At 73.2% G+C, this 13348-nt stretch carries 12 protein-coding genes; 6 read left to right on the top strand and 6 right to left on the bottom strand.

Features of this window, described 5'->3' with window-relative positions:
• Positions 1–23: 23 nt before the first annotated feature.
• Both SLAV_RS40460 and SLAV_RS40455 read right to left on the bottom strand, forming a co-directional pair.
• On the bottom strand, positions 24–1031 hold the full coding sequence (locus SLAV_RS40460; protein ID WP_030241882.1) for a hypothetical protein: 1008 nt from the start codon (positions 1029–1031) through the stop codon (positions 24–26).
• A 146-nt stretch (positions 1032–1177) separates the two neighbouring features.
• The gene (locus SLAV_RS40455; protein WP_030241880.1) at positions 1178–2332 is read right to left on the bottom strand and encodes a nucleotide disphospho-sugar-binding domain-containing protein; all 1155 of its coding nucleotides are present in this window, start codon (positions 2330–2332) and stop codon (positions 1178–1180) included.
• A gap of 128 nt (positions 2333–2460) precedes the next feature.
• On the opposite strand from SLAV_RS40455, the gene SLAV_RS40450 reads away from it, so the two are divergent.
• A complete protein-coding gene (locus SLAV_RS40450; protein ID WP_030241878.1) occupies positions 2461–2922 on the top strand; it encodes a nuclear transport factor 2 family protein in 462 nt (153 codons plus the stop codon).
• Between the two features lie 103 nt (positions 2923–3025).
• Here the strand turns inward: SLAV_RS40450 and SLAV_RS40445 are convergent, their stop codons facing one another.
• From SLAV_RS40445 to SLAV_RS40430, 4 genes are all read right to left on the bottom strand, one after another.
• A complete protein-coding gene (locus SLAV_RS40445) occupies positions 3026–3976 on the bottom strand; it encodes a ParB/RepB/Spo0J family partition protein (RefSeq protein WP_031943717.1) in 951 nt (316 codons plus the stop codon).
• Positions 3973–5232, bottom strand: coding sequence for a ParA family protein (locus SLAV_RS40440; RefSeq protein WP_030241873.1), 1260 nt, complete (start codon positions 5230–5232; stop codon positions 3973–3975). Before SLAV_RS40440 ends, SLAV_RS40445 begins: the two co-directional genes overlap by 4 nt.
• A 203-nt stretch (positions 5233–5435) precedes the next feature.
• The gene (locus SLAV_RS40435; RefSeq protein ID WP_031943719.1) at positions 5436–6119 is read right to left on the bottom strand and encodes a ScbR family autoregulator-binding transcription factor; all 684 of its coding nucleotides are present in this window, start codon (positions 6117–6119) and stop codon (positions 5436–5438) included.
• Positions 6120–6317: 198 nt separating this feature from the next.
• Positions 6318–7556, bottom strand: coding sequence for an FAD-dependent monooxygenase (locus SLAV_RS40430; RefSeq protein WP_031943720.1), 1239 nt, complete (start codon positions 7554–7556; stop codon positions 6318–6320).
• 93 nt (positions 7557–7649) lie between these two features.
• Here SLAV_RS40430 and SLAV_RS40425 point away from each other — a divergent pair, with 93 nt between their 5' ends.
• The 5 genes from SLAV_RS40425 (at position 7650) to SLAV_RS40405 (ending at position 13246) form a co-directional block, all read left to right on the top strand.
• Positions 7650–8444, top strand: a complete 795-nt coding sequence (locus SLAV_RS40425; protein ID WP_030241866.1) for a TetR/AcrR family transcriptional regulator — start codon at positions 7650–7652, stop codon at positions 8442–8444.
• A 243-nt stretch (positions 8445–8687) separates the two neighbouring features.
• Entirely contained in the window at positions 8688–9914 is a 1227-nt protein-coding gene (locus SLAV_RS40420; RefSeq protein ID WP_031943721.1) for a cation:proton antiporter domain-containing protein, read from the top strand.
• Positions 9915–10752: 838 nt separating this feature from the next.
• Positions 10753–11355: a ScbR family autoregulator-binding transcription factor gene (locus SLAV_RS41425; protein WP_030240746.1), complete on the top strand. Its 603-nt coding sequence runs from the start codon at positions 10753–10755 to the stop codon at positions 11353–11355.
• A 238-nt stretch (positions 11356–11593) separates the two neighbouring features.
• Complete coding sequence (locus SLAV_RS40410; protein ID WP_030240749.1) at positions 11594–12472, top strand: AfsR/SARP family transcriptional regulator; 879 nt, start codon at positions 11594–11596, stop codon at positions 12470–12472.
• Positions 12473–12520: 48 nt separating this feature from the next.
• The gene (locus tag SLAV_RS40405; RefSeq protein ID WP_031943722.1) at positions 12521–13246 is read left to right on the top strand and encodes a ScbR family autoregulator-binding transcription factor; all 726 of its coding nucleotides are present in this window, start codon (positions 12521–12523) and stop codon (positions 13244–13246) included.
• Positions 13247–13348: the final 102 nt, after the last annotated feature.

Genomic DNA, 13348 nt, shown 5'->3' with positions numbered 1-13348 from the left:
TGCTCCTCTTCCATGGCGGCCGGTCAGCTGCGCCAGCGTGCCGCGCGCAGGACGCCGGCGGGCGTGGTGACGGAGCCGACGACGGTGCCGGCGTCGTTGACGGCGTAGGCCTCGGTGGCCCCGTTCCAGGCGACGCCGAGGTCGGTGACGGCGCCGTTCTCGTCCCAGGTCACGGCGTGGTAGACACCGCCCGGGGAGTACGAGAACCCGGCCGCGACGCCGTGGTTGTTGATGCCGTAGACGGCGGTTCCGGTGTGGCCGGGCAGCGGCGACAGGGCGGTCATCTGGCCCTGCCGGTTCCAGCGAACGGCGTGGTACGGGCCGTCGTAGAACTTGCCGGCCTTGAAGGAGTTGCCGACCACGACACCGAAGTCGTTGATCCAGCTGGCCTGGCTGGAGTCGTCGCCGGGCAGGATCCCGCCGAGGGCGACCGGGGTGCCGTCGGGGTTCCAGCGGACGGCGTTCTGGAAGCCGTTCTGGACGGAGTAGCCGACCGTGGTGCCCAGGTTGTTGATGGAGCCGGCGGAGCTGGCGGTGCCGCCGGCCAGCGGGGGCAGCGGGACGGCGTTGCCGTTGAGGGTCCAGCGCATGGCCTTGTAGACGTTCTCCGGGGTGGCGGAGAAGCCGACGATGTCCCCGAACGAGTTGACGGCGTAGGCGCGGCTCTTGACCGAGCCGGGCAGGGCCTGCAGCTGGGTGGGGGCGGCGCCCTGACGCCACACGACGGCGTGCTCGGACTTGTCGGCGCCGACCGACTTTCCGACGGTGACGCCGGAGTCGTTGACGATGAACGCCGAGCCGCCGACGTCACCGGGGAGCGTGCCCAGGTCGGACACGGTTCCGTTCGCGGACCAGCGGACGGGGCGGGTGGCGCCCTGGGCGTTGTCGGAGAAGCCGACGGTGACGCCGTGCGGGCTGATCCCGTACGCCAGGCTGGAGGTACCGCCGGGCAGGGTGCCGAGGTCGGTGACCGTGACCGCCGCGTGCGCGGGCAGTACGGTCGCCGCCAGCAGGGTCGCCGTGCCGAGCACGAGGCCGGCTCCTCGCACTGCGCGGGACAGCGGGCTGAGTCTCATCTTGCGGGATTCCTCTCGGTGGTGCGGTTGGATGGCGGTGCGGGGTGGTGGTGCGGTATGGGGGGCCGGGCGGGGCCGGGCCGGGTCGGGCGGGGACGGCTTCAGCGGACGCCGGCCAGTTCCACCAGGCGGGGCACCATCGCGTCCGGGCCGGGCTGCGCGGCGAGGTTCTCGGCCAGGGCGGTGGCCGCCTTGCGCAGCGGCTGGTCCTCGACGAGTGCGCGCAGCACCGCCGGGGTGATCTCCTCCGGCTGGAGGTTGAAGCCGACCCCCGCGGTCTCGACGATGCCGGCGTTGATCCAGTTGTCGGATCCGTAGGGCATCGCGAGCTGCGGCACTCCGGCGTGCGCGGAGGCCAGGGTGGTGCCCGCGCCGCCGTGGTGGACGATGCCGTCGAGGGTGGGCAGCAGCGAGTTGAGCGGCGTCCACCCGACCGGACGGACGTTGGCGGGCAGGGGGCCGAGCGGTTCGAGGTCCACCTGGTCGCCGAGGGCGAGGACGATCTCGGTGTCCAGCCCCTCCGCGGCGTCGAGCACGCTGCGCAGGCTGCCCACCCCGGCCACGCCGGGCACGATGGTGCCCAGGGTGACGACGATGCGGGGACGTTCCTTGGGGGCCGCCAGCCACTCGGGGAGCACCCCGCCGCCGTGGTGCGGGACGAAACGCATCGTCCAGCCCTGGCCCTCGCCGCGCATGAGCTCCTCGGGGGCGAAGTAGACGGGCTGCACGGTGGGCAGCTCCAGGGGCACGCCGAGCCGTTCGAAGGTGGGCGCGAGGTGCGGCAGCAGCCGGCCCGGCAGGTTGCCCTCGCGCAGGAAGCTGTATCCGTTCTCCACGGCGGGGATGCCCAGGGCGCGGGCGGTGAGCAGCGCGGTGCCCTGGAGCCGTGAGTAGACGACCAGGTCGGGCCGCCAGTTGCGGGCGAACTCCAGGGTCCGGTCGGCCATCAGGTCGTTGATCTCGCCGAACTTCTGCAGGATGAAGTCCGGGGTCTCCTCGGAGACGGTGATCTCCGCGCCGCGGGCACGCATCGCGGCGGCCCGCTCCTCGGGGGTCCCCTTCTTGGGGAAGATCTTGGAGAAGTCGGCCCCGGGGGCCACGTCGTACGCGGTCAGCCCGGCACCCACGGCGGCCTGTACGGAGACTCCCGTGGTGGCGACGGCCACCTGGTGGCCGGCCGTGCGCAGGGCCCAGGCCAGTCCGAGGGCTGGATAGACGTGGTCGAGTCCGGGGGAGACGTTGAACAGCACGCGCATGGCGGCGACCTCGATTCGGCTGGAAAACGGCTGCGCGGCCACGATGACGGGCGCGGCTCAACTCGGACTTGAGAGGTGCGGTGGAACCTCGGCGCGACGAGCGCCCGTGTGAGAGATGGGGATGTGCGATGAGCGAGGCCACGAGCGGGGCGGGCGCGGACTACGTGCCGGCGGCGCTGTACGCGGAGGTGCAGCAGTTCTACGCCCGGCAGATGAACCTCCTGGAAGGGGAGGCCGCGGACCCGGACGCGTGGGCGGAGACCTTCACCGAGGACGCCGTCTTCGAGTCGGCGGGCGAGCCGGAGCCGCAGACCGGACGGGAGGACCTGCGGGAGACCGTGCGCGCGGGCGTGAACCACATCGCCGCGCAGGGGCTGGACTTCCGGCACTGGTTCGGGATGGTCGGCGTCGAGCAGCGGCCCGACGACACGCTGCGCACCCGCTACTACGCGCTGGCGATGGCGACCCCGCAGGGCGGCCCGCTGAAGATCCGCGGTTCGCTGCTCTGCCACGACGACCTGGTGCGCGGTGAGGACGGGCGGCTGCTGGTGCGCCGGCGCAGCCTGGACGCGGACGGCCGGGAGCGCTGAGGCCCTCTGCCGGAGGTGTTCGCGGCAGCACGCGGGGGCGCCTGCGGCTCCGTGCCGTCGGCGCCCCCGGGCGTCTGGTGCTTCGCGGTTCCCGCGGGCCCGGTCAGATGCGGGTCATCAGGAGTTCGGTGACGGCCTTCAGGTCGTCCGGGGTGAGGTGGGCGGTCAGGGCGTCCGCGATGGTCTCCGGGGAGTGGGTGGAGATCGTGATGCGGGGGGCCGGTGCGGCGGAGGGAGAAGGAGAAGGGGAGGGAGAGGGGGACGCGGTCGGCGCCGGTGGCTGGGGCTGGGGCTGCGGCTGCGGGTTGGCGGTGGCGGGTGCCGGGCGGGTGCGCTGGCGCGGGGGGTTGACCGCGCTCAGGCTCTCGTCGGCAGCGGCGGCCTGTTCCTCCTGGGGGAGGCGGCCGATGCGGCGGGCCGGTTCGACCTTCAGCTCGCCCGTCTCCACCTTCTCCTGGAGGGTGGGCGTCAGATTGAGCAGGGTCAGCCGCTGGGAGACCCAGGCGGCCGTCTTGCCGATCCGCTTGGCGACCTGTGCCTGGGAGCCGTGGACGTCGACCAGTTCCTGGAGGGCACGCGCCTGGTCCATGGGGGCCACGTCGACCCGGTGGACGTTGGCGATGAGCGCCGATTCGAGGATGTCCGCGGCCGACGCCGACAGGGAGTCGTTGACGTGGATCTGGATGGTCTTCAGGCCCGCCAGGTGGGCCGCGGCGAGGCGCCGGTTGCCGTCGATGACCACGTACGGGGCGCGGCCCAGGCCGTCGGTGGCCCCGGGGTGGGCCTCCATGAAGGCCATCCGGGTCGCGACGGCCAGGGGCTGGAGCTGTCCCCGTACGGTCAGGGACTCGGCCAGCTCGGCCAGGTCCGTGAGGTCCTCGCGGAGGTTGAAGGGGTTGTGGGCGAGGGCGTCGATGGGCACCTCGGAGGGGGGAACGACCCCGGAGGTGGGGGCGCCCGTGGCCTCGGCGATGGCGGCGCGGCGGGAACTGACGCCGACGGGCTGGGCCCGGGCGAAGGAAGCCGATACCCCGAGCTTGTCGGCCTTGCTCATGAGATCTCCCTGGCGAGGGCGCGCAGGGCCACGGCCTGGTCGCCCTTCGGTGCGTAGACGAAGAGCGGCTGCTTCACCCGTACCGCTTCGCGCTGTTCCTTGAGGTCGGGGACGATCGCCACGACCCGCGGATCCTTTATGTCCATCCAGGCCTGGAGGGAGGATGTGGCGATGTAGCCGCGGCGGCCGTCGTAGAGGTTCACGACGAGGCCGAGGTAGTCGATGTCGAGGCTGAGGTCGTCGCGCAGGTCGTTGATCTGGGACGTGAGGAGGTCGTACGCGTCCGCCGAGGAGTCCTCGGCCTGTACGACGATCAGCGCGCCCGAGGCGCCGGGCTGCTCGGCGTCGCGGCGGCGGCCGTAGTAGATGGCCGCGTCCATGCTGAGGCCGAGGCTGGGAGGGCAGTCGATGAGGATGACGTCGTAATCGGACTCGACGGGGGAGAGGGCCCGTTCGAGGGCGGCCTCGCGGGCGCGGACCGTGGAGAGGCGGACGTCGAGGAGGAAGGCGTCCGTGCAGGCGGGGAGGAGGTGGAGGCGGTCGCCGAAGCGGTCGTCCGGGACGGGGACGATCAGGTCGGAGAGCGGTCCCTTGGCCTCGCCCGCCATGTGGCAGGTGAGGCTGTCGCCGCCGATGGGCAGGGGCTGCTGGCCGAGCTGCTTGGTGAGGTGGCCCTGCGGGTCGAAGTCGACGAGCAGGACGCGCATGCCGAGCCCGGGGAGGTCTTCGAGGTCCAGCGGGGTGACCGGCGCGTGGGGGTGTTCGCTCTCCTCGGCCGGGGTGAGGCGGGCCAGTTGGCGCGCGATGCGGACCGGGTGGAGGGAGGAGGGGTCCTCCGCGAGGGCCTCCGCGGTGCCGGCGGTGATGGCGGTCTTGCCTACGCCGCCCTTCTGGTTGCACACGACGATGCGGCGGACGACGGAGGGCCGCTTGACGGTGGGGGCCGGGTTCAACTCCAGCCAGAGGTGCACCGCCTGGGCGAGGCCCTGGATGAGGGAGACGCCGCGGTCCTTGGAGTCGGCGCGGAAGGACTCCCACTGGCCCGCGGGCAGCCAGGTGGAGAACGATTCGGCGCCCGCCGTGTCGACGGGGGAGGGGGCGGAGGCGAGACCGCTCCAGTGGGCGATGCCCTGGTGGACGGCGTCCTGGATGTCGACCCGCAGTTGGGCGGTGCGGATCTTCAACTCCTGGCGGAGCCACGGGGGGAGCTTGGAGACGACCTTCTCTCGGTCGCTCTGGGACGAGGGCGAAGTCATGAGAGGGACTTTACTAACGTTCTTGGGTGCATGTGGGCGCCACGCTTGGGTTTTGCTAACGAAATGGGTGCGGAGGGCGTCGGGGAGGGTGGTTGGGGGCGTCGGGAGGGTCCGGACATGCGACAGGGCGGCCTCGCGCACGCCGTAGCGAGCACCCCCGTGGTTCGCCACGGCGTGTGCGAGGCCGCCCTGGAGGCGGGTCGTCAGTCGGTCGCGGCCGGGGTGGCCGGGGTGGCCGCCGTGGTGGTCAGGCCGAGTTCGGCGCGGCAGGCGCGGGAGCCCGCGGGGTCGAAGAGGTGCATCCGCCGGGCGGGCACGATGCCCGGGAGGAGGTAGTTCCACAGGTCCACGACCCGTGCGTGCAGGTCCTCGCGGCCGGTGCGGACGTGCGAGGTGACCTGGACGCCGGTGAACGAACCGACGAGGAAGGTCGACAGGTCGTATACGTCGTGCGAGGGCATGATGTCCCCGCGGTCCCGGGCCGGCGTCAGACAGTGGACGCAGGTGTCGATCCACGCGTTGTACGGGGATGGGTCCGGGTGGGTGAACGAGCCGAACTCGATGACCAGGCGGATCCCGGCGCGGACGCGGACGTTGGAGCGCAGCCCGGCCGCCAGCTGGTGGGTCAGGTCGATGACCGTCTGGAGGCCCGGGTCCTCCATGGCCGGGATGTCCTGGGACACCTGGAACTGCTCGCCCATCAGGCTGCGGGCGAGGGCTTCCTTGGAGGGGAAGTGGAAGTAGAGGGCCCCCTTGGTGACCCCGGCGTGCTTGACGACGTCGCTGAGGCTGGTGCCGCCGAAGCCGGAGCGGTCGAAGGCGATGGCCGCACCGTTGAGGATCGCCTGTCGGGTGATCTCGGCCCGTTCCTGCCTGACCCTTGCCACGTCTGCCTCTGCCTCTCTGCTTCCGGTGCCGGATCGCTCCGGCGGTACGTGATCAATCTAGTGGGCTTCGGTGAAAGAAAACCAGTCGACCAGTACGTTTAAGGAGGCGCGGGAAGGGGTTTTGACGGACTGTGGGGCGATTTGCACTGTTACTTTTTGGTGGGGGGCGCGTCGGTGGCGTTAACGGCGTTAACGGCGTTAACGGTCAACGGTGATGGAGGGGAGGGGGAGGGCGGTGGCCCTCCGGCCCTGCCGCAGCATCCACTCCAGGCAGCGGCGGCGGCTGAGCAGGGTGTTGCGCACCCGTAGGCCGAAGGCGGTGGCGGGGGCCAGGAAGGGGCCCGTGCGGTCGCCGCCCTTCTGGCAGCGCTCGGCGTAGGGACGTACGAGGGACTCGTAGCGGGTGAGGGCGGAGCGGGGGTCGTCGGGCGAGCGGGCCAGCTCGGTCGCGAGGACGTACGCGGCGACGAGTGCGGTGCCGGTGCCCATGCCGCCGATCGTCGCGCCGCAGGCGGCGTCGCCCACGAGGGCGATCCGGCCGCCGGTGGTGGACCACGTGCCGACGTCGGCGCGGCTGATGGAGTCGAAGTAGAGGTCCTCGGCGGCGTCGAGGGAGTCCAGGAGGTGGGGCACCCGCCAGGGGAGTCCGTCGAAGGCCTGCTTGACGAGGGCCTTCTGCGGCAGGGGGTCGTCGCGGTCGTACCGCAGTTCCGGGGAGGCGAAGAGGAAGAACGCGTGCGCCCGGGTCGGGTCCGCGGGAGAGGTGCCGATGCCGGCGAGGCGGCCGGGGGTGTTGAGGCCGATGGTCGCGCAGGTGTGGGGGGCGCCGGTGGTGATGGGGGACGGGGACGGGGACGGGGACGGGCCGAGGGGGAGGCTCCAGGTGGCGGCGTAGTAGCCGAGGTGGCGGACGTAGCGTCGCTCCGGGCCGAAGGCGAGGCGGCGGACGGTGGAGTGCAGGCCGTCGGCGCCGATGACCAGGTCGAACGTGCGGGGCGGGGCGTGGCGGAAGGTGACGTCCACGCCGGTGGGGGTCTCCCTGAGGCCGGTGACGGAGTCGCCGAAGACGTACTCGGTGGTGGGCAGGGACGAGGCGTACAGGATGCGGGAGAGGTCGCCGCGCAGTACCTCGATGTCGCCGCCCGCGAACGAGGCGGGGAGGTGGAGGAGTTCGCGGTCGTCGGCGTCGACGAAGGTCATCGTGGTGCCGCCGGTCTGCGCCCGGCGCAGCTCGTCGAGGATCCCCATGCGGTCCAGGACGGTGAGGTGGGTCTCGCCGCGGAAGTCGACGGCCCGGCCGCCGGGGCGCAGCGCGGGGGCGAGTTCGACGACGGTGGGGCGGAATCCGTGGCGGCCGAGCCATTGGGCGAGGGCCGGGCCGGCGATGCTCGCGCCGGAGATCAGGACGGTGCGGGCGGGTCGGGTGGGTGTGGGCACGGGGGCTCCAGGCGTTCGGTAATTGTGTCCGGTGGATACTTTTTTGTTTTGTGTACGGTAGACGCAGTTTTGGTGCGAGCGCAAGGGGATCCGATGGCGGACGAACAGTGGGGCCCGGCGGTGCGATTGCTGTGGGGGCCGCCGCCGGGGCCGCCGGCCCGGGGGCCCCGGCGCGGGCTCACGCTGGAGGGGATCGCGGGGGCGGGTGTCGCGATCGCCGACGCGGAGGGCCTGGGCGGGGTGTCCATGCAGCGGGTGGCCGCGGAGCTGGCGGTCACCAAGATGGCGCTCTACCGGTACGTGCCGGGCAAGGCGGAACTGGTCGCGCTGATGGCGGAGGCGGCGATGCCGGATCCGGCCGCGGGACTCGACGCCGCGCTGGAGCGGGCCGGGAGCGGCTGGCGGGAGCGGCTGGGGGCCTGGGCGCGGGAGTTGCTCGCCGCCTTCCGGGCGCATCCGTGGCTGCTCCGGGCGACGGTGGGGGCGCGGGCGGTGGGGCCGCGGGAGGTGGGGTGGCTGGAGCGGGCGCTCGCGGCGCTGGAGGGGTGTGGGCTGAGCGGGGCCGAGTCGATGGACGCGGTGGTGCTGGTGGCCGGGCACGTGCGGGGGATCGCGGAGCAGGAGCGGGCGGTGTCGGCCGGGGGTGCGGCTGGAGCTGCTGTCGCTGGGGGTGCCGCCGGTGGCGCCGCCGGGGGTGGGCCGGACGTGGAGCTCGGGGCGGTGCTGGGGGAGGTGATGCGGCTGCGCGGGGCGGACTTCCCGGCGCTCGGGGCCGCGCTGGCGTCGGTCGCGCGGGACGGCGGGCAGGACCAGGCGCTGGACTTCGGGCTGGAACGGATTCTTGACGGGATCGGGCTGCTGGTGGCCGCGCGGGGGGCGGGGGGCTGATCGTCGGCTGCCGGTGCCGTGACCCCTCGGTGAGCCCTTCCGGTGGACCCTTCCGGTGAGCCCTTCCGGTCAGAGCACCAGGGCACCGGGTGGGTCGGTCGGGGGGTGCGCGTCGGAGTCCGACGGGATCATCGGCGGATCGGTGCGCGCTGCGGCCACGGCTGACGGCAACCGAACGGTGACGACCTGCCGAAGTCGGGGGCCGGGTTGTTTTCGGTGGGGTCCGCCGGGCAGTGAGGGGCTGTGGCGGGTGAGGTGCTGGTCGCCGTGGCGGTGGTGGTGCTCGCGTGTGGGGTGGGCGGTGCCGGGGCGCGCCGGCTCGGGCAGCCGGTGGTGGTCGGGGAGATCGCCGTCGGCATCCTGCTCGGGCCCACGCTGCTGGGGTGGGTGTGGCCGCAGGGGCAGCGGTGGCTGCTGCCGGGGGAGGTCCTGCCGTATCTGGGGGTGCTGGGGGACCTCGGGTTGGTCGCCTTCATGTTTCTGGTGGGGCTGGAGTTGGATTTCGGGCTGCTACGGGGGCAGGGGCGCGCGGTTGTTCTGGTGAGCCAGGCGAGTGTGTGGGTGCCCTGTGCGTTGGGCGCGCTGCTGGCCCTCGGGTTGTACGGGTCCTTCGCCCCGGAGGGGGTGGGCCGGGCGGAGTTCGTCCTGTTCGTGGCGGTCGCGCTGAGCGTGACCGCTTTTCCGGTGCTGGCCCGGATCCTCACCGAGCAGGGCCTGTACGGGACGCCGGTGGGGGCGCTGGCGATGGCCTGCGCGGCGGTGGTGGACGTGGTCGCCTGGTGCCTGCTCGCGGTGGTGGTGGCCGTGGCGGGCGGAGGCGGGGCGGGGGCCGGGCCGGTACGGGCCCTGGCGGCCGGGGCGTTCGTGGCGGGGATGTGGTGGGGCGTACGGCCCTTGCTGGCCCGGGTCGTGGGGAGGCGGTCGGGCGGGACCGGTGGCGGCGGGGTACTGGCCGGGTTGTTCGGCGGGCTCTGCCTGGCGGCGTACGCGACCGACTCCCTCGGGCTGCACGCGCTGTTCGGGGCCTTCGTCTTCGGGGCGGTGGTACCCCGGGGGGTGAAGGCGGTCGAGCGGGCGGCGGAGCGGATACGGGAGTTCGCGGTGCCGGTGCTGCTGCCGTTGTTCTTCGTGGGCAGCGGGCTGCGCACCGATGTGGGGGCCTTGGGGGGCGGCGGGGTCTGGTTGTGGGCGGCGGTCGTGCCGGCGGTGGCCGTCGTGGCGAAGTGGGGCGGGGCGACGGGTGCGGCGCTGCTGGCGGGGCGGAGCCGGGAGGAGGCCGTGCTGCTGGGGGCGCTGATGAACTGCCGCGGGGTGACCGAGCTGGTGGTGCTCAACATCGGGATCGGCCTGGGGGTGATCGGCGTGGAGCTGTTCACGGTCCTGGTGCTGATGGCCGTGGTGACCACGGCGATGACGGGGCCGGTGGTGAGAGCACTGCGCGAGGGCCGGGGGGCCGGCTCTGGGGCGTAGGGGTGATCCGTGCGGCCGGGGGCATGGCGGGGCGGGTGGCCGGGTGGGTGGGCTTGGGGGCGGCGGGGATCGACTGCGGGGGGCGGTGCAACCGGGAGCGCGGGGTCGGGGGCCGGGCGGGGGCGGGGGTGGTGGAGCCGGGTGTGCGGGTGCCGCGGTGCGGGGTGTTGGGTGCGGGCGCGGGTGCGTCGGAACTGGGTGGCCGGGTGTCGGGGCGCGGGTGCGCGGGTGCGTGGGGGCCGGGGCTGGGGCGTCGGAAGCGGGTGTGTGGGTGTCGGGGCGCGGGGCGGTGGAACCGGGGGTGCGGGGTCGGGGACTGGGCGCGGGGTTGGTGCAACCGGGTGTGCGGGAGCGGGGCCGGGTGTGCGGGAGCGGGACTGGGGCTGGGGCTGGGACTGGGACTGGGGGCGGCAGCAGGAGCGGGAGCGGGAGCGGGAGCGGGACTGGGACTGGGACTGGGACTGGGACTGGGACTGGGACTGGGACTGGGACTGGGACTGGGACTGGGACTGGGACTGGGACTGGGACTGGGACTGGGACTGGGACTGGGACCGGGACTGGGACCGGGTGTGCGGGAGCGGGTGTTGGGGTGGGGGAGACCAGGTGTGGGGGAAGGGGGCCTGTTTGGGGTTGTTGGAGGGTGGGTGGGGGTGGCGTAGGTGCTGTTCGGGAGGGTTCGGCGGCATGTTCGGAGGGTGGTGGGTGTCCGGAAAAGGCCGTACCGGGGCGGTGGCCCGCGGGGGTCTCCGGTGGGAGTCCGCCCGGCCTCCGGTGGCGGCGCCGACCGTTGCCGCGACGATGTCGTACCCCTGTCTCTGGGGCGAACCGCGGAGCCCCCATGGTCAAGCAGCAGCGTGCGGCACGCACGCGGGAGTCCCTGGTGCGTGCGGCCGCGGAGGTGTTCGCCGAGGAGGGCTTCGTCGCCGCCTCGATCGCCGCGATCAGCGAACGGGCCGGAGTGAGCCCCGGCGCGCTGAACTTCCACTTCGACGGCAAGACCGCCCTCGCGCGGGCCGTCGAGGGACGGGCCGCCGAGGCCGTGCGGTCGATCACCCGCGCGGGGGGCGGGGCGGGACGGGCCGGCGATCCCCTGGGAGCGCTGGTCGACTCGACGTACGCGCTCCAGCGGCTGCTCGTCGGTGACGTGCTCGTCCGGGCCGGGTTCGCGCTCGGGGCGGACGTCGCCCACCGCAGTCGGGTGGACCTGCGCGGGCAGTGGCGGCTCTGGGCCGAGGAGTCGTTCGGGGCCGCGGCGCGCGCCGGGCAGCTGGCCGACAGGGTGTCCGCGCGGGACGCCGCCCGCCTGGTGGTGGCCGTGACGGCCGGGCTGGAGGTGCTGGGCGCGGTGCACGCCGACGGGGCCGACGTGCACCAGGCCCTCACCCGTATCTGGTCGGTCGTGCTGCCGGGCATCGCGGCAGAACCCCAAGAAACAGACTGAATGGTTTGATTTTTGAGCTCCTCTGGGTGTTATATGACCCCTGTTGCGAGGCGGCCGAAGCCTTCCAAGTCGTCGCGCATAGGTGCACTGCATGCAAAAGTGCAGGTCAGGTAGGAATCTTCGCGTGGCGCCACGACCTTGCCGGGTCCAAAACAGCGCAGCCGGTTTGGTATTGACAAACCGTCCGGCCTGTTTTCTACTGACTCTTGCGACTCATCCAAGGACAGGGGAGTACGACGTGGACATCGATGTACTGGGCGCACTCACCGTGCGGGAGAACGGAATCTCCATCACGCCGACCGCCCCCAAGCCCCGGCAGGTCCTGGCCCTCCTGGCCCTCCATGCCGACCAGGTCGTGCCGGTGTCGGCGCTGATCGAGGAGTTGTGGGGCGCGGTACCGCCGCGCAGCGCCCGTACGACGCTGCAGACGTACGTCCTCCAGCTGCGCGCGCTGATCGCGACCGCCCTGGAGGAGGGCGAGGGGCAGGGCGACGGGTCCCGGACGGCGAAGGACGTGCTCGTCACGCTGCCCGGCGGCTACCTGCTGAACAGCGGTGGCGGGACCAGCGACGTGCGGGAGTTCGACCGGCTGGCGGCGCTCGGCTACCGGGCCATGGACGCCGGGGACTTCCCGGTCGCCGCCCAGCGGCTGCGCGAGGCGCTCGCCCTGTGGTCCGGCCCCGCCTTCGCCGACGTGCACGGCGGGGTGCAGCTCGACATGGAGACGCGACGGCTGGACGAGATCCGCCTGTGCGCCCTCGACCAGCGCATCGAGGCCGATCTGAAGCTGGGCCGCCACCGCGAACTGCTGGCGGAGCTGACGGTGCTGGTGAGCCGGTACCGGACGCACGAGAACCTGCACGGGCAGTTCATGATCGCCCTGCACCGCTCGGGGCGGCGGGGCGAGGCGCTCGACGTGTACCAGCGGCTGCGGGCCACGCTCGTACGGGACCTGGGTCTGGAACCGTCCACCGCGCTGCGCCGGTTGCAGCGATCGATCCTGATGGCGGGACCGGAGAGCGCGAGCGTGGGCAAGACGACGGGCGCGGCCGCGGCCGCGGCGGTGGGCGCGGTGGCCGTGCCGGGCCTGCGGACGGACCGGCTCGTACGCGCCTGAGCCCGGGCACCGGAGCGGGGCGCGGCGGAGCGGAAGGGAGACGGAGCGGTGCAGGAGAGGTCGGAGCGGACCCGTAGGCGGTTGGTCTTCGCCGGGGCCGAGTTGTTCCACCGCAGCGGATACGCCAACGCGACGCTCGGCGAGATCGCGGGCGCGGCCGGGGTGACGAAGGGGGCGCTGTACTTCCACTTCGCCTCGAAGGACGAGCTCGCGGACGCCGTGCAGCGGCGGGGCTGCCGCCTGCTGCGCGAGGCGGTGCGCGGGCTGAACGAGAGCGGCGTCTCGCCCCTGCAGGCGCTGATCGACGCGACCCACTGGCTGGCGCGGACGCTGCACGAGGAACCGGCGATCCCGGCGAGCTTCCGGATCACCAAGGAGTGCGGCGGGCACCCGTCGGCGCAGCAGGACTTCCAGGGCGCGTGGCTGGCGACGGTGTCCGACCTGTTGCGGATGGCGCGGGACACCGGGGAACTGCCCCTCGGCGGACCGGCCGGCGAGGCCGGCGACGGCGGCGCCGAGGGCGACGGGCTCTCGCCCGCCGAGCGGTGGGAGAGCGCCGAGGCACTGGTGGCGGCGGCCGTCTGCGGCATCGAGGTGCTGTCGGGAACCGGACTGTCCTACGGAGAGCTGCGGCGGAAGGTGGCCGCCCTGTGGGGGCTGTTGCTGCCGAGCCTGGTGGGACGGGCGTGTTCGGGCGAGTACCGGACGGACGCCCGCGAGGTGCCCGAGAGCGGCGGAGTGTGCGCCTACGAGTTCCTCGGCAGCGGGGTCTGACGGGTCCCAGGGCCGCGGTGGCCCTCGCGGGTCCGCCGGGTTCCGGGGGCCGTGCCGTGCGGGCGGACCCGCACGGAGTGTGGGAAGCGGGCTCCGGCCGGA

Source organism: Streptomyces lavendulae subsp. lavendulae, from assembly GCF_002803845.1.
GTDB lineage: Bacteria > Actinomycetota > Actinomycetes > Streptomycetales > Streptomycetaceae > Streptomyces > Streptomyces lavendulae.
This window is presented reverse-complemented; position numbering and strand designations above follow the sequence as displayed.

Bases quoted from the DNA above. Each gene is read 5' to 3' on its own strand.
- SLAV_RS40455 (WP_030241880.1), bottom strand. From the start codon at position 2,332: ATGCGCGTGCTGTTCAACGTCTCCCCCGGACTCGACCACGTCTATCCA.
- SLAV_RS40450 (WP_030241878.1), top strand. From the start codon at position 2,461: ATGAGCGAGGCCACGAGCGGGGCGGGCGCGGACTACGTGCCGGCGGCG.
- SLAV_RS40445 (WP_031943717.1), bottom strand. From the start codon at position 3,976: ATGAGCAAGGCCGACAAGCTCGGGGTATCGGCTTCCTTCGCCCGGGCC.
- SLAV_RS40440 (WP_030241873.1), bottom strand. From the start codon at position 5,232: ATGACTTCGCCCTCGTCCCAGAGCGACCGAGAGAAGGTCGTCTCCAAG.
- SLAV_RS40425 (WP_030241866.1), top strand. From the start codon at position 7,650: ATGGCGGACGAACAGTGGGGCCCGGCGGTGCGATTGCTGTGGGGGCCG.
- SLAV_RS41425 (WP_030240746.1), top strand. From the start codon at position 10,753: ATGGTCAAGCAGCAGCGTGCGGCACGCACGCGGGAGTCCCTGGTGCGT.